This is a genomic window from Nocardia carnea, from assembly GCF_029869215.1.
Taxonomy (GTDB): domain Bacteria; phylum Actinomycetota; class Actinomycetes; order Mycobacteriales; family Mycobacteriaceae; genus Nocardia; species Nocardia carnea_B.
In genome coordinates this window covers 1-18,917 of the sequence record NZ_JARWPM010000306.1, presented here as the reverse complement: position 1 = coordinate 18,917, position 18,917 = coordinate 1, and the positions used below count along the sequence as shown (strand labels likewise).

General features: G+C 65.9%; 21 protein-coding genes and 1 pseudogene. 11 read left to right on the top strand and 11 right to left on the bottom strand.

The window, feature by feature from the left end:
• The 3 genes and pseudogenes from QH276_RS21690 to QH276_RS21680 all read right to left on the bottom strand — a co-directional run.
• Positions 1–326, bottom strand: a pseudogene (locus QH276_RS21690) (ABC transporter permease); the annotation flags it as partial.
• Positions 327–627: 301 nt separating this feature from the next.
• Positions 628–1,533 carry a 3-oxoacyl-ACP reductase gene (locus tag QH276_RS21685; RefSeq protein WP_280397015.1) on the bottom strand — a complete coding sequence of 302 codons (906 nt, stop codon included), beginning with the start codon at positions 1,531–1,533 and terminating at the stop codon, positions 628–630.
• A gap of 44 nt (positions 1,534–1,577) precedes the next feature.
• On the bottom strand, positions 1,578–1,766 hold the full coding sequence (locus tag QH276_RS21680) for a ferredoxin (protein ID WP_030522901.1): 189 nt from the start codon (positions 1,764–1,766) through the stop codon (positions 1,578–1,580).
• Positions 1,767–1,991: 225 nt separating this feature from the next.
• Between QH276_RS21680 and QH276_RS21675 the strand changes: the two genes are divergently transcribed.
• Positions 1,992–3,185, top strand: coding sequence for an acyl-CoA dehydrogenase family protein (locus tag QH276_RS21675; protein ID WP_280397014.1), 1,194 nt, complete (start codon positions 1,992–1,994; stop codon positions 3,183–3,185).
• Positions 3,186–3,217: 32 nt separating this feature from the next.
• Entirely contained in the window at positions 3,218–4,495 is a 1,278-nt protein-coding gene (locus QH276_RS21670; protein WP_280406879.1) for an acyl-CoA dehydrogenase family protein, read from the top strand.
• A gap of 24 nt (positions 4,496–4,519) precedes the next feature.
• Here QH276_RS21670 and QH276_RS21665 read toward each other — a convergent pair whose 3' ends face one another.
• Both QH276_RS21665 and QH276_RS21660 read right to left on the bottom strand, forming a co-directional pair.
• Positions 4,520–5,632 carry an alpha/beta hydrolase family protein gene (locus QH276_RS21665; protein WP_280397012.1) on the bottom strand — a complete coding sequence of 371 codons (1,113 nt, stop codon included), beginning with the start codon at positions 5,630–5,632 and terminating at the stop codon, positions 4,520–4,522.
• 263 nt (positions 5,633–5,895) lie between these two features.
• Positions 5,896–6,723, bottom strand: coding sequence for an SDR family NAD(P)-dependent oxidoreductase (locus QH276_RS21660; RefSeq protein ID WP_280397011.1), 828 nt, complete (start codon positions 6,721–6,723; stop codon positions 5,896–5,898).
• 72 nt (positions 6,724–6,795) lie between these two features.
• Here QH276_RS21660 and QH276_RS21655 point away from each other — a divergent pair, with 72 nt between their 5' ends.
• Both QH276_RS21655 and QH276_RS21650 read left to right on the top strand, forming a co-directional pair.
• Positions 6,796–7,212 carry a winged helix-turn-helix transcriptional regulator gene (locus tag QH276_RS21655; RefSeq protein ID WP_280397010.1) on the top strand — a complete coding sequence of 139 codons (417 nt, stop codon included), beginning with the start codon at positions 6,796–6,798 and terminating at the stop codon, positions 7,210–7,212.
• A gap of 40 nt (positions 7,213–7,252) precedes the next feature.
• Positions 7,253–7,450 (top strand): AbrB/MazE/SpoVT family DNA-binding domain-containing protein, encoded by a 198-nt coding sequence (locus QH276_RS21650; RefSeq protein WP_280397009.1) that lies wholly within the window; start codon positions 7,253–7,255, stop codon positions 7,448–7,450.
• Positions 7,451–7,602: 152 nt separating this feature from the next.
• On the opposite strand, the gene QH276_RS21645 is transcribed toward QH276_RS21650, so the two are convergent.
• Positions 7,603–9,252 (bottom strand): acyl-CoA synthetase, encoded by a 1,650-nt coding sequence (locus tag QH276_RS21645; RefSeq protein WP_280397008.1) that lies wholly within the window; start codon positions 9,250–9,252, stop codon positions 7,603–7,605.
• 62 nt (positions 9,253–9,314) lie between these two features.
• On the opposite strand from QH276_RS21645, the gene QH276_RS21640 reads away from it, so the two are divergent.
• Positions 9,315–10,097 (top strand): crotonase/enoyl-CoA hydratase family protein, encoded by a 783-nt coding sequence (locus QH276_RS21640; RefSeq protein WP_280397007.1) that lies wholly within the window; start codon positions 9,315–9,317, stop codon positions 10,095–10,097.
• A 77-nt stretch (positions 10,098–10,174) separates the two neighbouring features.
• Here the strand turns inward: QH276_RS21640 and QH276_RS21635 are convergent, their stop codons facing one another.
• Positions 10,175–10,594, bottom strand: a complete 420-nt coding sequence (locus QH276_RS21635; protein WP_280397006.1) for a VOC family protein — start codon at positions 10,592–10,594, stop codon at positions 10,175–10,177.
• A gap of 207 nt (positions 10,595–10,801) precedes the next feature.
• Between QH276_RS21635 and QH276_RS21630 the strand changes: the two genes are divergently transcribed.
• Both QH276_RS21630 and QH276_RS21625 read left to right on the top strand, forming a co-directional pair.
• Positions 10,802–11,836, top strand: a complete 1,035-nt coding sequence (locus QH276_RS21630; RefSeq protein ID WP_348536593.1) for a sigma-70 family RNA polymerase sigma factor — start codon at positions 10,802–10,804, stop codon at positions 11,834–11,836.
• A gap of 299 nt (positions 11,837–12,135) precedes the next feature.
• Positions 12,136–13,389 carry an ATP-binding protein gene (locus tag QH276_RS21625; RefSeq protein ID WP_280397004.1) on the top strand — a complete coding sequence of 418 codons (1,254 nt, stop codon included), beginning with the start codon at positions 12,136–12,138 and terminating at the stop codon, positions 13,387–13,389.
• A gap of 115 nt (positions 13,390–13,504) precedes the next feature.
• Here the strand turns inward: QH276_RS21625 and QH276_RS21620 are convergent, their stop codons facing one another.
• From QH276_RS21620 to QH276_RS21610, 3 genes are read right to left on the bottom strand one after another with little or no spacing between them, the layout of a single operon-like run.
• Positions 13,505–13,711, bottom strand: coding sequence for a DUF397 domain-containing protein (locus tag QH276_RS21620; protein WP_280397003.1), 207 nt, complete (start codon positions 13,709–13,711; stop codon positions 13,505–13,507).
• Positions 13,708–14,586, bottom strand: coding sequence for a helix-turn-helix domain-containing protein (locus QH276_RS21615; protein ID WP_280397002.1), 879 nt, complete (start codon positions 14,584–14,586; stop codon positions 13,708–13,710). The genes QH276_RS21620 and QH276_RS21615 overlap by 4 nt, the downstream gene beginning before the upstream one ends.
• Positions 14,587–14,592: 6 nt before the next feature.
• Positions 14,593–14,799, bottom strand: coding sequence for a hypothetical protein (locus tag QH276_RS21610; RefSeq protein ID WP_280397001.1), 207 nt, complete (start codon positions 14,797–14,799; stop codon positions 14,593–14,595).
• Positions 14,800–15,125: 326 nt separating this feature from the next.
• On the opposite strand from QH276_RS21610, the gene QH276_RS21605 reads away from it, so the two are divergent.
• Both QH276_RS21605 and QH276_RS21600 read left to right on the top strand, forming a co-directional pair.
• Positions 15,126–15,260 (top strand): hypothetical protein, encoded by a 135-nt coding sequence (locus QH276_RS21605; RefSeq protein ID WP_280397000.1) that lies wholly within the window; start codon positions 15,126–15,128, stop codon positions 15,258–15,260.
• The gene (locus tag QH276_RS21600; RefSeq protein ID WP_280396999.1) at positions 15,250–15,786 is read left to right on the top strand and encodes a hypothetical protein; all 537 of its coding nucleotides are present in this window, start codon (positions 15,250–15,252) and stop codon (positions 15,784–15,786) included. Before QH276_RS21605 ends, QH276_RS21600 begins: the two co-directional genes overlap by 11 nt.
• Positions 15,787–15,891: 105 nt before the next feature.
• On the opposite strand, the gene QH276_RS21595 is transcribed toward QH276_RS21600, so the two are convergent.
• Entirely contained in the window at positions 15,892–16,143 is a 252-nt protein-coding gene (locus QH276_RS21595) for a helix-turn-helix domain-containing protein (protein WP_280396998.1), read from the bottom strand.
• A 352-nt stretch (positions 16,144–16,495) separates the two neighbouring features.
• Between QH276_RS21595 and QH276_RS21590 the strand changes: the two genes are divergently transcribed.
• Together QH276_RS21590 and QH276_RS21585 are read left to right on the top strand one after the other, a co-directional pair.
• Positions 16,496–17,788 carry a lipase/acyltransferase domain-containing protein gene (locus QH276_RS21590; protein WP_280396997.1) on the top strand — a complete coding sequence of 431 codons (1,293 nt, stop codon included), beginning with the start codon at positions 16,496–16,498 and terminating at the stop codon, positions 17,786–17,788.
• Positions 17,788–18,917: hypothetical protein (locus QH276_RS21585; RefSeq protein ID WP_280406878.1), on the top strand; the 1,130-nt coding region annotated here is incomplete at its 3' end. The genes QH276_RS21590 and QH276_RS21585, both read left to right, overlap by 1 nt.

The window sequence follows — 18,917 nt, the reverse complement described above, 5'->3', positions numbered from 1 at the left end:
CTTTGGGCGGGGGCGCGGGCCGGGGCTCCGAGCCCCCCCGTGACGCCCGCCCCCCCCGGGGCCCCCGCGCCGACGGCGGCGCCGGCGCCGCTGAGGTCGGCGGCGCCGATTTCGCGCAGCAGGATGTTCAGCGTGAAGCTGACCAGAACGGTGAACGGAATCGCCACCAGCACTGTCGGCAGGATCGATACCCGCGCGACGAACCACGACTGATCGATGAATTCGCGCAGTTGGAAGGGGCGGCGCAGGCTCGCCCGGGCCACGGATGCGGTGAGTTCGAAGAATCCGCCGACGGCCCGCAATGGGACGGCAAGGACGTCGTTCACCGTGGATCCTCCTTGCCTAACACTGGTCCCGCCGGCGGCCGATCGGGATGCACCCTGGGACTCGCCCCGCTAAGTAGAACACGTTCATTTCCTATTTGGGGCCATTTTGAGGCTTGTGAACTGTCGACTTGTATCAATCCCAGACAGCGAGACTGAAACAGGTTTCATACGCCACGGACATCATTGTGTGAGGCCGGGCACAGTCCGACCCTTTGTTTACCAATGACTGGACGGTTGTACAACTCTTACCGGGCGGGTTTCCACGATCCGTTCGCGCAACACCGGGCCCGGCGAGACCCGCTCAACCCAGTTCGTGTAGTGCCGTTGCCGAGAAGGTACGACCTTCTTCTCGTCCGGCGAAGTAACCCGTCAGCGTGGTGGCCAGATCGTCATCAGACCATTGCGGACCCGTCGCATCGAAGCGCTGCTCGACAACCGGCGCGGCCATCAACGCGACCATCGGCCCGTAGACCACGAACACCTGCCCGTTGACTTTCTCTGCGGCAGGAGAGGCCAGGTAGGCCACCAGGCGCGCGACATGCTCGGGCGAGAGCGGGTCGACTTCACCCTCGGGCGCCGCGCTGAAGACCTGTTCGGTCATGGCGGTCCGCGCCCGCGGGCAGATCGCGTTGGCGCGGACGCCGAAGCGGTTCAGCGCACGCGAGGCCGAAAGGGTCAGCGCGGTGATACCGGCCTTGGCCGCCGCGTAGTTGGCTTGCCCCTCGGGGCCGAGTAGACCGGCTTCGGAAGAGGTATTGACGATGCGGCCGTATACCGGGGCGCCGGCCTCCTTGGACCGCGCCCGCCAGTAGGCGCCCGCATTGCGGGTCAGCAGGAAATGCCCGCGCAGATGTACCGCGAGCACCGCATCCCAGTCCTCGTCGGACATGTTGAACAGCATCTTGTCGCGGGTGATACCCGCGTTGTTGACCACGATGTCCAGGCCACCGAACGATTCGGTGGCCGCGGTGATCATCGCGTCGGCCGTGGACCGCTCGGCGACACTGCCCGCGACGAACTCGGCTTTGGCACCGAGGGCCCGGATCTGTTCCAGCGTCTCGGTTACGGCGTCGGACTCGGCGAGGTCGTTGACCACCACCGAGGCCCCGGCTCCGGCCAGGGCGAGCGCTTCGGCCTTACCGAGGCCCGCACCCGCTCCGGTCACGATCGCAACTCGCCCGGCAAGGCTGGTATCTGTATCGCTCACCGGGCCGACTCTAGAACGTGTTCTTATTCACGGCAAGAGCCGATTCACAGCAAACGCAATGCCGCTTTCGGGCATTGCGCGACCGCTTCGGCGACCTGCGACTCCTGATCCGGCGCGACCTCACCCTCGGCGACGTGCAGCATATCCTCGTCATCGAGTTCAAAGACGTCGGGAGCGATTCCCGCGCAGATTCCATTCGCTTCGCACTGATCGAAGTCAACGCTGACCTTCATCGAAACTCCTTTTCCCGCCCGATACCGCAAGCCTAACAACGACGGGCCGCCCGGGCGGGCTACATGGGCTGATTACCCTTCAATACTGGAACATGTTTCAGTCGATATGCAATGATCGGAGCAAGGTATCGGAGATCCATTCCGCGCTCCGGGAGGGTGAGCGCGGCGAGATCCCACGTCCCGGCCCCTTCTCCAACCCGTACAACGAAGGCTCGAGGTACCGCCATGCGCATCGCGTATACCCCGGAACACGAACAGCTCCGCGCCGAGCTGCGCGAATACTTCGCGCGGCTGATCACCCCCGAACGGCGGGCGGCGCTCAGCGCGCAGACCGGCGAATACGGGCAGGGCAATGTGTACCGCGAGGTCGTCGCCGAAATGGGTCGCGACGGCTGGCTCGCGCTGGGCTGGCCCGAGGAGTACGGCGGGCAGAACCGGCCCATGCTCGACCAGCTGATCTTCACCGACGAGGCCGCCATCGCCGGTGCCCCGGTGCCGTTCCTGACCATCAACTCGGTGGCGCCGACGATCATGCACTACGGCAGCGAGGAGCAGAAGAGGTTCTTCCTCCCCAAGATCGCCGCCGGTGAACTGCACTTCGCCATCGGCTACTCCGAACCCGGCGCCGGTACCGACCTGGCCTCGCTGCGCACCACCGCGGTCCGCGACGGCGACGACTACGTGATCAACGGCCAGAAGATGTGGACCAGCCTCATCGCCTACGCCGACTACGTCTGGCTGGCCGTCCGCACCGACCCCACGGCCAAGAAACACAAGGGCATCAGCATGCTGATCGTGCCCACCACGGCCGAGGGTTTCTCCTGGACCCCGGTGCACACCATGGCCGGCCCCGATACCAGCGCCACCTATTACCAGGACGTGCGCGTGCCGGTGACCAGCCTGGTGGGCCCGGAGAACGGCGGCTGGCCGCTGGTCACCAATCAGCTCAACCACGAGCGGGTCGCGCTGACCTCCGCCGCGGCACTACAGCTGGCACTGGCGCAGACAGTGGCGTGGGCGAAAGAGACCAAGGCCGCGGACGGGTCCGCGGTGTTCGACCGGGAGTGGGTCCAGCTGAATCTGGCCCGGGTACACGCCAAGGTCGAATACCTCAAGCTGATGAACTGGGAGATCGCCAGCCGCGCGGACGCCGGTGGCGACGCGGCACCCCGTCCCTGGGACGCGTCGGCGTGCAAGGTGTACGGCACCGAACTGTCCACCGAGGCCTACCGGCTGCTGATGGAAGTGCTCGGCCCCCAGGCGACCCTGCGCCAGGACTCCCCCGGCTCGGTGCTGCGCGGCCGGCTCGAGCGGATGCACCGCGCCGCCCTGATCCTCACCTTCGGCGGCGGCACCAACGAGGTGCAGCGCGACATCATCGCCATGACCGCGCTGAAACAGCCCGCCTCCGCCCGCTGACCTCGCCCGATTCCAGAAGTAGGTAGTTCACCATGGATTTCACTCCCACCGAAGCCCAGCTGGACCTGGCCCGGCTCACCGGCGAGGTCTGCGAGAAACTGGTCACCGCCGACCGGCTGCGCGAACTGGACGGCGGCACCGCCAAATTCGACGAACCGTTGTGGAAATCGCTCGCCGAGACCGGCGTACTGGCCGCCGCGCTGCCCGAGGAGATCGGCGGCAGCGGGTTCGGCACCCTGGAACAAACCGCTATCCTGCGCGAACTCGGCAAATCGGTGGCGGCCGTCCCTTACCTGTGGTCGATCGTGCTCGGCGCGGGCGCGCTGGCCCGTTTCGGCTCCGCCGCCCAGCGCGACCTCGCCGCCGCTGCCGCGGCCGGTAACTCGATCCTCACTGTCGCCGTGGCCGAGGAACACAATTGGGATCCGGCCCGGCCCACGGCCACCGCGGTCGGGTCCGGCGACGGCTGGCAGGTGACCGGCGTCAAAACCACCGTCCCCGTGGCCGACCGGGCCGCACGAATTCTGGTGCCCGCCTCGGTCTCCGGACAGGCCGCGGTCTTCCTTGTCGACCCCTCCCACGAATCCGTCACTGTGACCGCGCAGCAGGTCACCGACCGCAGCGCCGAATCCCTCGTCGAATTCACCGACTCCCCCGCCGAACTGCTCGGCACGGTGGAATCCGGCGAACAGATCCTCACCTGGCTGCTCGACCGCGCCTGGCTCGGCCTGGCCGCCCAGCAACTGGGCACCCTCGAGCGCTCGCTGGAACTGGTAGGCGACTACGCCCGCGAACGCGAACAGTTCGGCCGCGCCATCGGCAGCTTCCAGGCCGTCGCCCAGCGCCTCTCCGACGCCTACATCAGCACCCAGGGCCTACGCCTCACCGTCACCCAGGCGGCCTGGCAGCTCAGCGAAGACCTCGACGCCACCGCCGCCGTCCACACCGCGAAGTTCTGGGCCGCCGAGGCGGGCCACCAGGTGGCGCACACCCTCGTCCACGTACACGGCGGCGTCGGTATCGACCGCGACCACATCGTGCACAACTACTTCACTGCCGCCAAACACAACGAATTCGTCCTCGGCGGGGCAACGAACCACCTCCTCCCCCTGGCGCAATTCGTCCCCGAATCCGCTTCGCGGAGCCGGCCGGTCAGCGGAATCACCGCTGACCGGCCCCCGGCCTCCCGCACCTGGCGGCGCCGGACGCACTCTTCGGCGGTCTGCGCCGAGTTGAGCGCAGGCGTGGCCGTGGAACAGCGGTCGAGTCCGGCCCGGGTACCGGCGGATTCGGCCGGGCACGCAGCGTAACGGCCGAATATGGTGCCCACCCGCTCAGTGGAGGCGCACCTCGGGGCTCGCCGGGTTCGGCGCGTCGAGGATCGGCTGCGGCATACCGCGCAGATGTAAGTCGACGAAGGCGATGACATATTGCCGTGTCAGGGCGATTGCGCGATTGCCGTCGATGGTGGTCTCCGGGACCCGGTAGCCGATGGCTGCGGTGATCGGCGCGTAGTCGGTGAAGGACGAATGCGACGTGCCGTCCACCGACAACCAGCGTTTCCAACCGACGAACCCGTCATACGCGGTCGCCCATTTGGCCCCGGACGGGCCGCCGGGCGCGTGGTTCGCTGTGCCCATCATCAGGAACGGCCGGTCGACAGCCCGGCCGTAGGGCGCGGCGGGGAACGTCCCGTCCAGGTTGAACCCCGCGCGGATCCGGCTGTCCTCGGCGAGCGCGTACGGCGCCGTGAAACCGCCCGCGGAATGCCCACCCATGGCGATACGGGAAGCGTCTATCGGTAGTCGTCCGGTCAGCTCGTCGAGGACGAAAGACACATCCTGCGCACGGTTGCGCGCGACCGCCACGGCGTCCGGCCTGCCTCGGCAGGCCGCGCATTCGGTGGTACGACCATCCGGGAAGGTCACGGCGGACGCCTCGTAGGTGTGGTCGATGCCGAGCACGAGATAACCGCGACCGGCCAGTTCCTCGGCGAGGCCGGTGAGCGACGCCCGCGGCATGCTGAAACCGGGCGAAAGCACCACCGTGGGTAGCGGGTGTTCCGACCTCGGCGCGTCGACAAAGGCATGCGTCCGTACCCTGCTGAGCAGGTCCGGGACAATGCCGTCCACACCCAGCGAAGCGAGGATGAGCGCCGACTCCGCGGGCGAGGCATAGCCATCCGGCCCGCCGACAGGCGCCAGTGCGGGATACCACGCGGAGACCATCAGTTCGCGGTTGCGATCCGGAACCCACGGGTCGGGCCTATCACCATCGATCAGGTGGAACTCCTGGACACCGACCGGGAACGGACCGGTCGGCGCCGGCAGCGCCACACCGTGCCCGGACCCGGAGGGGCTGGGCGCCCCCGAAACGGGCGCTGTGGCCGCGGCCCATAGCGCTACCGCGAGAATCGCTGCGCAGGAGAGGAGACGAGTGATACCCACGGACTCACCTTCGATCGGAACAATATGTCCCGCCGAGTCTTTCAAACGGCTGCACGTCCCGGCATCGGTTGAAACCCCGAAACCGGCCCTGAACCATAGGAATCGACTCGCTCATGCGGTATCCATCGGGGCATGAGCGAGGACCCTCCGTGGTGACGCTCCGCTACCGCCTCCGGGCCTGACTCGCTCATGCGGTATCCATCGGGGCATGAGCGAGGGCCCTCCGTGGTGACGCTCCGCTACCGCCTCCGGGCCTGACTCGCTCATGCCCGGGCTGCCAGTAGCTCTCCGGTGAGCCGGTCGAGGCGGTCGGCCGCGCCCGGGTCGAGAGTGGGTAGCGACAGATCCAGGGCGCGGCCGCGATCTATTGCGCGCAGTGGTACCGCGGACGGGACATCGACGAAATCGTGGATCGGGCGGATCGCGGTGGACACGGGCCGGGCGGCGAGGGCGGCGAGCGTTCTGATGGCCGTCCTGGCGAGCGGATTCAGCGGGGTGAGGTCCCCGCTGCGGGTGAAGCCGGGGTGGTAGAGGACGTACCCGATCTGCCCGGCGAATCGCGCGGCGAACGAAACCCCCAGCAAATCGTTCGCCCGCCCGGCCTGCAATTGGGCGCGGACCACGCTGTACCCGCGCAGGAGCTGCGGGTCGTCCCAGTTCACCGCCCCCTTCCGAGTGCCGACGCCGGCGATGTTCACGATCACCGGCTGCGCACTTCGCTCCAGCAAGGGAACCAGCCCGTACGAGAGCAGATACCGGCTGAGGTAGTACAGCGCGAAGGTGCGCTCGAATCCCTCCGCGGTCTGGATGCGCTTCGGCGAGGTCCGGTTCGCGAACAGCAGCAGCGCGTCCACCGTCTCGTAGGCCGACTCGATTTCTGTGACGATCCGTCGCGTCTCCGCCACCGAACTCAGGTCCGCTCGCAGAAACCGCACCCGGCCCGCCCCGGATCCGGCGGCGGCGAGTAGCGCATCCCCCTTGGCCGGGTTGCTACCGATCGCCACGATCCGATCGCCCCGGGCGAGCCGCTCCAGCGCAAACGCGCGCCCCATACCATCGGTACCACCACTGATCACAATGGTTCTCGCCATCACACCTCCATCGGTCCACCTGTCGATCCCTATCCTCGACAGCGGTCACCGCCCCCGGAAGAAGGCACTTTTATGTTCCCCACCCCAGCGCAGGCGTACCCCTTCGCCGCGGCGGAGCTCCCCGCCCCCGTGCCGAGCGCGGACTATCAGGCCTGCCCGGTGACCGATATCGTCCGGCTCCTCGGCGACAAATGGACCCTGCTGGTGATCGCACTCCTGGCCCGCCGCCCCTACCACTACAACGAACTGCACCGCTCGATCGAGGACATCAGCCGCCGCATGCTCACCCGCACCCTGCGCTCCCTGGAGACCGACGGCCTCGTCGCCCGCAAAGTCCATCCAACCGTCCCACCCACGGTCGAATACAGCCTCACACCCCTCGGCGAAACCCTGCTCAGTCCTCTCGCGACCCTCGCCGACTGGGCTGTGAATCACGCAGGCGACGTCGCCGTGGCACGGCGAGCCAGTGTGCGCGGTGATGGCTCATGACGATGTCGTGCGCCATCGGCGATTCCGATAGGAGTTCTCGGTGATACTCAGTAGCAAGGGTCAGGTAACGATCCCGGCCGCATCACGCTCGAAATTCGATCTCCACGCGGGCGATCACTTGGAGGTGGTCGAAGTCGACGGTGCACTTCTCATCCTTCGGCACGATCAGATCCCGCCCCACGGACGGCGACTTGTCGACCAGATGCGTGGCACCGTCGACAGCAAGTCAACTGCGTAACCCGCCCGCTCCGCGTGGAGCCCGGGGCACACTCGTACCGAAGCAGCTCCGGCCGGGCACGTCAGGCGAAAACGGCATTGGCGCGAAACCGTTTCGGCCGGTATCTGAGGGGCTGCCACAGACGATGCGACAGCCCCTCAGGAAGTACATACCTACGACGAGCTACCCGCCTGCGAGTGTTCGTCGGCGTCGCGTTCTTCGGTGTACGCCTTGGCCCATTTGTAGTCGGGCTTGCCCGCCGGGCTCCGTTTGATCTCGTCGACGAACCATAGGCTGCGGGGCAGCTTGTAGGAGGAGATCTCCTGGGTGAGGATGGGGCGCAGTTCCTCCAGCGTGGGCCGTTTGTCGCCGCGGCACTGCACCACCGCCGCCACCCGCTGACCCCAGCGTTCGTCGGGGACCCCGACCACCAGCGCGTCGAAGATCTCGGGATGGCATTTCAGCGCGCCCTCGACCTCTTCCGGGTAGATCTTCTCACCGCCGCTGTTGATGCTCACCGAACCGCGGCCCAGCATCGTGACGGTGCCGTCCTCCTCGACCCGGGCGTAGTCGCCGGGGATGGAGTAGCGGACACCGTTGAATTCCTTGAAGGTCGCCGCGGTCTTCACCGGGTCGTTGTAGTAGCCGACCGGGATATGCCCCTTGCGGGCCAACAGCCCGACCTGGCCGGAACCCGGCGTCACCGGGTTGCCGTCGTCGTCGATCACCGCGGTGGAGGCGTCGATCTTCACCCGCGGGCCACCGGTGTGCGTGGCGCCCTTGGCCGCGATGGAGATACCGCCGAAGCCGGTCTCCGAGGAGCCGATGGAATCGGTGATCACCGTGTTCGGGAGCAGGTCGATGTACTCGTCCTTGAGGGTCGGCGAGAACAGCGCCGCGCTACTGGCCATCGCCCACAGGTTCGTGTGCTGGTAGGGCTCGCCGGTTTCCGGGTTGCCGGCCTTGAGCGCGTCCAGCATCGGGCGGGCCATGGCGTCGCCGGTTATGAAGATCATGTTGATCGCGTGCGCGTCCACCGCCTGCCAGACCGTATGCGCGTCGAATTCCGGGATCATGACGGTTTTGCCGCCGTCGAACAGCCCGTGGAAAACCGCCGTCTGTGAACCGCCGTGGATCAGCGGGGGAATCGGGTAGCGCACCATCTGCCCGCCGGCCGCGCCGTTCTTGGCCTGCTGCCATTCGTCCTGCACGTATTCGCCGGTCATGAAGTTGATACCGCCGCCGAGTACGCGCCACCAGTCCTCGTGCCGCCACATGACGCCCTTCGGCATGCCGGTGGTGCCGCCGGTGTAGAGCATGAAGATATCGTCGGGCGAGCGATCGCCGAAATCGCGTTCACCGGACGATTCCGCCAGCGCCGCTTCGTATTCCACGGAATCGGCGGGGGTCGCGAACTCCGCGGTGCCGTCGTCGACCACGAGCACGGTCTTCAGCTTCGCGACCTTCGGCCGGACATTGGCCACCTTGCCGGTGTAGCGGCGCTCGTGGATCAGCGCCACCATGTCCGAATTTTCGAAGATGTACTGCAACTCGTTCTCGACGTAGCGGAAGTTGACGTTGACCATCACTGCCCGCGCTTTGAAGACCGCCACCATGGCCTCCACGGCCTCGATGGTGTTACGCGAGTAGATGCCGACCTTGTCGCCCGGCTGCACCCCGTGTTCCAGCAGGTAGTGCGCCAGTCTGTTGGCCCTGCCCTCCAGTTCGGCGAAGGTCACCGAGCGGTGGTCGTCAGCCAGCGCAACCCGGTCCGGCACGAGATCGATGGTGTGTTCGACGAGGTCGGCTATGTTGTACGTCACAACGTCAAAAATAGAACGTGTTACTGTTTCTGGCAAGGGTCCGAGTAACAGGAGAAACAACGATGCCTCAATGCCTCGTCGAGAAGCGCGGCCACGTCCTCATCGTCACCATGAACCGCCCCGAGGCACGCAACGCGCTCTCGGGCGAAATGATGGCGATCATGCGCGACGCCTGGGACCAGGTGGACAACGATCCGGAGATCCGGGTAGCCATCCTGACCGGTGCGGGCGGGGCGTTCTGCGCGGGCGCAGATCTCAAGGGTATGACCCAGCAGCATCCCGGGGACTCGTTTGCCGGCGGCGGCTGGGATCTGTCGAAGATCGAGGCACTGCTCAAGGGCCGCCGCCTCACCAAACCGCTCATCGCGGCTGTCGAGGGGGCTGCCATCGCCGGCGGCACCGAAATCCTGCAGGGCACCGATATCCGGGTGGCCGGGGAGAGCGCCAAGTTCGGTGTTTCCGAAGCGCGCTGGGGTCTGTTCCCGCTGGGCGGCTCCGCGGTCCGGCTGGTCCGGCAGGTCCCCTACACCGTCGCCGCCGATATTCTGCTCACCGGCCGGCATCTCACCGCCGCCGAAGCCAAGGAGATCGGGCTCATCGGCCATGTGGTGCCGGACGGCCAGGCGCTGGACAAGGCCCTCGAACTGGCCGATCTGATCGCGGCCAACGGCCCGCTGGCGGTCCAGGCCATCCTGCAGACCATCCGCGATACCGAATGTATGCCCGAGGAAGAGGCCTTCCAGATCGACGCCAAGCTCGGTATGGCGGTCTTCCAGTCCGCGGACGCCAAGGAAGGCCCCAAAGCGTTCAAGGAAAAGCGGAAGCCCACCTTCACCGGCAAGTGACCTTCCCGGCCGGCGAATAGGCGCGGAAATGCCCCGGTCGACTCTTCGACCGGGGCATTTCCTGCCTGCGCTTACGACTACTGGGCACCCGGGTAGTCCATGAAGAACGGCTCCCACTGGTGGCCGTCCGGATCCAGGAACGTGCGGCCGTGCATCCCGACCTGCGCCTCCTGCGCCTGTTTATCGGTGTTGACCTCTTCGGTGCCGCCGGCCGCCACCGCCGCCTCGGTGAGCCGGTCCACTTCCTCGGCGCTACCCAGTGACAGGGCATACGCGGCTCCGGTGGCGGCTTTGGTATCGGCGATCGGACGCTTGCTGAAAACGCCGAAGTGCTCATGGGTGAGCAGCATCAGGCAAATATTGTCGTCGACCACGATGCAGGCGGCATTCTCGTCGGTGAAATCGTCGTTCACCTTCCAGCCCAGCGATTCGTAGAAATTCTTGGAACGCGCCAGATCGGTGACGGGCAGGTTCACGAAAATCATCTTGCTGCTCATGGTTCGGGTCCTTTCGAAGCGGTGTTTCGGTCGTTCGCCGGCTCATGGGTAGAGACGCCGGCCGGTCCCGGAACTCATCGGTGCCGCCCAACCCGGTTCCCCCGGCGGCTGGAGTACGGCCTCGCCGGCCGCCGCGCGATGTGACGGTTGCGCCTGCTGAGGACGCAGTGGCGTAGCTGTGAACAGGTTGTTTCATCCCCTGTTCACATGTCGGTGCGCTGTGCCAGCATGGCACGCATGAGCGAGCAGACCGGCACCATCGACGCCGACGTACTCAGATCCTTCGAATCACATCGGCGTGAGCTCTGTGCTTACGCCTACCGCATGCTGGGCTCGTCCTTCGAGGCCGAAGATGCCGTCCAGGACGCCTTCACCCGGGCGTGGAAGTCCTACGACAAGTTCGAGGGCCGCTCCAGTCTGCGCTCCTGGCTCTACAAGATCACCACCAATATCTGCCTCGATATGCTCGACGGCCCGCAGCGCCGGGCCCGGCCGATGGATCTGTCCAGCCCCGGGACTCCCGATCAGCCGCTCGGCCCGCCCAAACCGGATTACGTCTGGGTCGAACCCATCCCGAACTCGCTCGCCTTCGGGTCGGATCCGGCCGAACATGTCAGCGCCAAGGACAGTCTGCGCCTGGCCTTCGTCGCGGCCTGCCAGCATCTGCCCGCCACCCAGCGCGCCATCCTCATCATGCGCGAGGTGCTGCGTTTCTCCGCCAACGAAACGGCAGAAGCCCTCACCATGAGCACCGCCTCGGTGAACAGCGCCCTGCAGCGGGCTCGGGCCACCATGAGCAAGGTGCAGCCCGCCGAAACCGACAGCTACGACGAAACCGATTCCGACCAGCGGAAACTGATCGACGATTTCGTCACCGCCTTCGAGTCCTACGATATGGACGCCCTCACCGCCCTGCTGAAAACCGATGTGGCGCTGTCCATGCCGCCGTTCGACCTCTGGATCTCCGGCCCGGAGAACGTGGCCGCCTTCATGCTCGGCACCGGCGCCGCCTGCCGCAATTCCCGCATGGTCCCGCTCGGCGGCGCCAACGGCCACCCGGCCTTCGGCCACTACAAGCCCAGCGGCGAACCCGGCCGCTGGACCCCGTGGTCGATCACGGTGCTGGAAATGAAGGACGGCGTCATCGCGGGCCTCAACTTCTTCCTCGACACCGAACGCCTGTTCCCCCTCTTCGGCCTGCCCCCGGAATGGACCGAGGAACCGGCCGTCGAACCGGCCTGAACCACCGGACCGAGGCATTTCAGGTTGTCCGAACGCGGTCACCACGGATACGCGGATGTATTCGCCGGCGGCCGGCCCGGAAACACGGGTCGGCCGACCACACCCGGCCCTTCGGCCAGGAATCTTTCGGCAGGGTGACCACCAATGTTCGACCCAGTGACCGCCAAACGCGTGGCCAGATGACCACTACGTCCCTGACCAAATGACCACCTGCCTGCCGTCCATATGACCACAGAACCTATGGCCAGATGACCATCAACTAGCCGTCCATATGACCACGCCCATGCCATAATGGCAGGATGAGCGGGTTTCGACTCCTACCCAGGCATGCGGAAGAGCTGATCGCCGAGTCGCTGGCGGACACTCGGGTGGTGCTGGTCAATGGGGCACGCCAGTCAGGGAAGAGTACGCTCACCCGGCTGGCAGGGAGCCGACAGCCGGACACTGTCATCCGGCTGTTGGACGATCCCGCCACCCTGCGTGCCGCCCAGGAAGATCCAGCGGGATTCGTCGATCGCGACAGCGGGTTGACCATAATCGACGAGATCCAGCTTGCGCCCGAACTGCTTCGTCCGATCAAGATGACGGTGGACCTCGACCCCACCCCGGGACGGTTCCTGTTGACCGGGTCATCGCGCGTACTTGCATTACGGACACTCCCGGATGCGTTACCCGGGCGCATGGAGATCATCGAACTGTGGCCTTTCGCGCAAGGCGAGATCGATGGACAGCCGGATGGTTTCGTCGATGCAGCCTTCCGTCACGGTCCCGATATTGACCATTCGTCCACGCTGAGACGCCGCGACTATCTCGAACGAGCAGTAATCGGCGGTTTTCCCGAAGCGGTTCAGCGGAGTACGCGCCGCCGGTCGGCATTTTTCGATTCGTACCTGCAAACCCTTGTCGAGCGCGATGTACTTCAACTCGCCGCCATCGAGCGGCACGGCGAAATGCTGAAACTGCTGACACTGCTCGCCGGTCGGGTGGGCAATCTACTCGTCCCGGGAACGCTGGCCGGCCAGTCGGGCCTGCCCCGGACGACGCTGGTGCGCTATCTCGAACTGCTGCAATCGGTTTTCCTGATCAAAAGCATCCCGGCCTGGTCACCCGGACCGACCTTCCGGGCTATCGGAACCCCCAAACTGGCGTTCGTAGATTCCGGAATAGCCGGACACCTCATCGGACAGGACGCCGCGCGTCTGGATGAACCCGGCGGTGCCGCCGGTCCGATGCTGGAAAACTTCGTGGCAATGGAGATCGCGCGGCAGCTGACGTGGTCGCAGCAGCGGGCGCGTATGTATCACTATCGCACTAAGGAAAAGGTCGAAGTCGATGTGGTACTGGAGACTCCCGACGGCCGTGTCGTCGCGGTGGAGGTCAAGGCCGGCGCGACAGTACGAACGGAGGATCTGACCGGCCTGCGCAACCTCGCAGAGAAACTGGACGACAAGTTCGTCGCGGGCTACGTGCTGTACACCGGCAAACAGACCTTGCCCTTCGGGCCGAAACTGCGAGCAGTCCCAATGGATGCACTCTGGCGGCTCGCTCCATAACCACGGGCGGCCGCGGCGGTATACCGTGCACCCGCCCTGCGGCCCGGATCGCGATCGACACCGACCCGCAGCGATCCATGGTCACGTCACTCGAGCCACGATCTGGGTCCGTGAATTACGAGCGGTCGAAGCGGCCGGAACGGGCGCTCACGGTGAAGGCTGCCCAGGCAGCGGAGGTGAAGGACAGAGCCGGGCCAACGCGATCCTTGGAGTCACGCACACCCACCACATCACGCTCGATGAACGCGACCTCGACACAATCCTGGCTGCCGCCGCTGTAACTGCTCTTGAACCAGCGAGTTTCGGATCGATCGACGCTCACCTTGCAAACTCCCTTGCCTTCTCGCGAAGCAGTTGCCTGCTGTCCTGCATGGTCAAGGCTACCCGCCAGAGGGCCGCGGGCGCGCCCCTATACCGCTCTATAACCCTCAGATCGTCGAAGTACATGGCCCCGGTATAGCCCTCGGCATAGACCACTGGCGGCTCGATAGGGTCGACACCCGCACGAACCTCGAAGTCCAGGATGGTGAACGGTCCTGTCAGGTCGCCCAGGGGCACACCAGAGCCGAACGGAAGAATTCGGAGATCGATATTCGCCCGGGTGCTCATATCCGCCAGATGCCGGAGTTGCGCTCCCATCACTCGGCGGCTCCCGATCACCCTGTGCAGCACGGATTCATCCAAGATGACAACGAAAGGAACAGGATCGTTCTTCTTCGTCAGCATGATCTGGCGGCGTCCGCGCAACTCGACTCGTCGAGCGATCTCACTTTCCGGCTCCAATGGATGCGCGAGCCGCGTAAGTGTCCGCGCGTAGTCCGGTATCTGCAACAAACCGGGAACAAGCTCCTGGAAGGAAGTCAGTTTCCGCGCCCCCGCTTCCAGCCCCATGTACACGTCGAAATTCAGCGGGATCAGATCTCCGTACTGATGCCACCAGCTCTTGCTGTTGCCTTGCTGGGCGAGTCCTTTGAGGGCGTCGAGCGTGGTCTCGTCGGCGCCACACACGCGGCAGATCGCTTCGATATCCCAGAGCCGGATCCGTTCAGCCGCGCCGGTTTCCAGACGCTGCACGGTGGTGGCGCCGCGTTCGATTCGTCGCGCGAGTTCCGCGATGGTGAGTCCGGCGCCCTGCCGGAGGTCCCGTAGGTATCGCCCGACTTGGCGACGCGGGAGGGTCGAGCCGATATCTGCCATGACAACCTACTTCCCCTGGATCACGCCCTCGAACTTGTGCCGACCGACCCGATCGGTCACCCCCACGCGCCGCACCGGTGTCAGCCGATAAATACCGCTTGTCGAGCCGAAATACAACTGCCCCAACGCTGATCGTTCCATTTGGAACAACCCCTCCGGCGTGGAACACCCGGACCACGCCGCCTCGGGAGGATAGGTCGAGTCGATATCCATAATTCGCATCCGTTTTCTGTGGATGCGGTCGTTTCGATTCATGGATAACCGCCCGGCGATCGCCGGATCCCGTTCTCGCCCTTCTGATCGATTCGCCCAAACCATCCACAGCCCAAACGGTTTTGCCAGAGGGACCGCTCTATTGGGCCTCGAAGCGCACGGCCCGAACGAGACACGATCGACGATCGGAGGCAACCATGTCGGGAATTCGCACCGACCAAGCCGACACCTGGCCACCCGCACTACCGCGGCGGACGACGCCGAGACACCAGACGCGGGAGGCGGCGCAGCGACTCTGGCAGGCAGCCGAATGTTACGACCTCGGCGTGCTCGAACGCGTCGCGCGCAGCCTGCGCGACCTCGACGCCGGTAGCGGATACCAGGCCCGAACCCACCACGAAATCGATGGAGTCATCGCCCGGTACCGGGCCGCCCACCCCGAGGCGCGATATGGCCACTGACGCCTGCGCCCTGCACACCGAACCCTGGGTCCCACTGTCCGTACTCAGCGTCGTCCGGCACGACGAAAGCGAACTCATCGTCCGATGCCCCGATTCGCTGTACTGCCTGCGCGGCGCACTGGTCACCGGCGGGCGGATCGCCCCACATTTCCGCAACGTCGAAGGTCTGTGCCCATGGATCGGGGTCGGTGTACAGCCCACCCCGGCCCCATGCGGCTGCCGCCCGTTCATCACCACCCGGCAACTACGCATAGTCACCCACCACGGCCGCACACCATGGGGCACGATCGCCTCGATCGCCTGTCCCGGCGGCTGCCCGGAATTCGCACCAGTCCAGGCCGGCCGGATCGGTCCGCACAGCCCACACCCCTGCGCCTGGGCCGGCATCCGCGTGGTCGAGAAGGGCCTGTATCCGCCGCTACTCACCGCCGAGGACTACCAGTGCACACCCCTTACAGCCGGCTGCGGTGCGGGCTGTCCATATACGGAAAGCTGTCCCAGGAGACAACCCGGACGCAACCATTGATACGGTGGAGTCCCTCTTCGGTATAGGTGACGACGACCTTCTTGCCCCGCGCCTTGGGGGAGACGGTTGCCACGAGCTCATTGTCGAGCCAGATGTCGAGAACGGTCATTCGGTTCGCTCCCGTCGGGGACGGATGGCGAGCTCGAGTTCGAGGGCGGCGAGTACGTCGAACAGCCGCTCGATCGCCTTCGTCGTGTCACCCTCTTCGAGCTGGGCGAGCGAGTAGCGGTTGGTCCGGGCGAGTTCCGCCAGTTCGGACTGCGTCATCCCTTGCGACTGGCGGGCAGCACGGACCACACGGCCCAGCGCAGACGCCGACCGCACGCGCGGCCCATCAGCACCGTCCGTTGTTGCCATATCGCCACATTATGACCGAAACGTTCCCATGTAAAGAAATCGCCACATCGGCGCATTCGCGCAGGAATGTGTTGATTTAGCAACACGCTACCCGCTGGACGTCCGCGGCGGGTAGCGCAGGCAGACCAGCAGCTACCCACTACCCGAAATCCAGTGGGCCACTCAGCAACTTCATCGGTGGATCGAGGCCGAGAGCCGCTCGATGTCGCCTGGGGCCTGTGTGCCGTCTGGTTTGATGTCATCAGCACAAGGGTGACGAGGAACAGATGGGGGTTCGACTATGCCGGAACGTTTTGCACCGCAAACACTTTCACCGACCACGAGCGACGCGGTCGTAGTGTTGCCAGGGATCATGGGCAGCGAACTGGTCGACGAGGACGGCACACCGGTGTGGGGGCTACGTCCGGCCGTCCTGCACGACGCCTGGATGGGCGACCGGCTTTCGGCGCTACACGTGACCGACGACGAACTGGCGGGCCGACCACGGTTGCGGCCCACCCGCCTGCTGCGAGTCCCGGCCTATACGCCGTTCCTACGTGGCTGCGAGCCGTACTCCAAGCTGCTCGCGCAGGTGTCACGGTCGGTGATCGATCCACGTGCGATGCTCGAATTCCCGTACGACTGGCGTCTCTCGATTCGATACAACGCCGAGTGCCTGGTGAAACACGCTATGGCACATCTCGAACGGTGGCGAACGACCGTGACGCGGGAGCGACTCGGAGACTCCGGCCAGGTGCGGCTGGTGTTGGTGGCCCATTCGATGGGTGGATTGGTCGCCCGGTACGCATCCGTCGTCGGGGGCCTGGCCGAGCACGTACGCGCTGTCATCACATTGGGAACACCCTATTTCGGTGCCGTACGTGCGGTGCAGATGCTGGCCACGGGAGCCGCGCCACTGCCCGTGCCCGCACGGACCGCGCGGGCGTTGGCGGAGACATGCCCGGGTGTCTACGATCTGTTGCCGCGCTTCCGCTGCGTGGCAGACGCCGCGGGGACGCGACCCCTCACAGTTTCGGACGTGGTCACGATCGGCGGGAGGAAAGATCGAGCTCTCGAATCCGCGGAACGGTGGGGTCACCTGAACCTACCGGCCGCCGGACCCGATACGGTCCCGGAGACCCGCGCCCTGGTGGGTGCCGCGCAGCCGACCTTACAGAGCCTGACGATCCAGGACGGGAGCTGCGACTTCATCGGATCGCTGAACGGAATCGATCACGGTGGTGATGCCACGGTGCACCGGGGCGCGGCGGCGCCGGGTGGGAATGCGGCGCACCCCTTACCGCAGAACCACGGCGCGCTGGCCTCGTCGGAGGAAGCGTTGAACTTCGTGCACGACAAGCTGGTCGGTGCCGATACCACCCCCGAACTGTCGGCGGCCCGGCCGCTGAGTGTGGATTTTCCCGATATGGTGGCAGCCGGCACGAAGGTGAACGTCTGCGTGCGCACGGACGACGAGCGACCCAGCGGTATCGGCGTGCGCAGCGCGGAACTGGCGTCTGGCCGAACCCAGCGGTGGTCCCCCGGACGACGTGGCGCGACAGGGTGGATTTTCACCTGCGCCGGCCTGTCGCCAGGGCCGCACCGCATCGAGGTGGGTGGAGGCGGCGGTTCCGCTGTCTCCGAGATCGTCTTCGCGGTGGCATGATGACCGGCCTGCGTCTCATCGGCGTCGGCCTCGGCCATTACGCCGGCGAACCGGACTGGGCACTCGAGCAAGCACAGGACAGCCGCCGCCGGGTCGAGGAGTTGTTCGGCCGGCACGGTGCCGTGGCCGAAGACTGGACGGCACAGGCCTACTGGGCCACGATCGCCCCCTGTCTGGATCGATGGGCGGAGTCGAGTGAACATTCCAGCATCATCTACTGGGTCGGGCACGGTGACTACTCCGACGACGGTTACCGGGCAGCATTGGCCGACAGCACCGGTCCGCTGCGGGCGACCAATGCGCTCACCGACGAGGTACTCACCCACGTGCTGCGGGACCAGCATCGCCGCCGGATCGCCGACGGCAGTGATGGCTGGGTCCTGCTGATCCTGGACACCTGCGGTTCCGGCCCCGGTGCGTGGCGATTGTGGCGATCGTTCGAGGACAACCCGCCGGCGAACGTGGGCGTGATCGCTGCGGCCGCGTCCGGGGCGGCCAATGTGGGCCGGTTGCCCGGATATCTGGAACGGGTGCTGCATGGATTCGACGGCAACGACAGCGCCGGTATCCCCCTGCGCGAGGTGATGCGGCGACTGGAGGACCTGCTCGAAGACGGTCTCCGGCACAAGCAAGTGTATTCGGCGTTCGGGCCGTCGGCCTATCTGCCGCACCCTGCCGGGACACCGGCCGGGGTGATGGCCCCGGTCGATGTGTCACGGGAGATGAACAAGATCCTGGACGCGGCGCCGCCGCAGGTACGCAATCATTACTACGCGAAGGCGCGCGGTGGTGAGATCGGTGATCCGGCATGGCATTTCATCGGGCGAACCGATGAGCGCCGACGCATATCGGCATGGCTGCGCGATGACACGGACGGTATGTTCGTGGTCACCGGGGCACCCGGCTCGGGCAAGTCGGCGCTGCTGGGCATGCTGCTGGCCACAAGCGACGATACGGTGACCGCCGCTATCACCGCCACCGGCTATGGCCGAGTCCCCGAGGAATTACGCCCTGTCGGCGTTCGCTTCGACGCGGTGCTGCACCTTAGCGGTCGCACCGCGGCCGAAGTAGTGACAGCGCTGGCCGAGGCGATAGGCGAGGACGCGGCAACGCTGTTCCGGGCACCCGA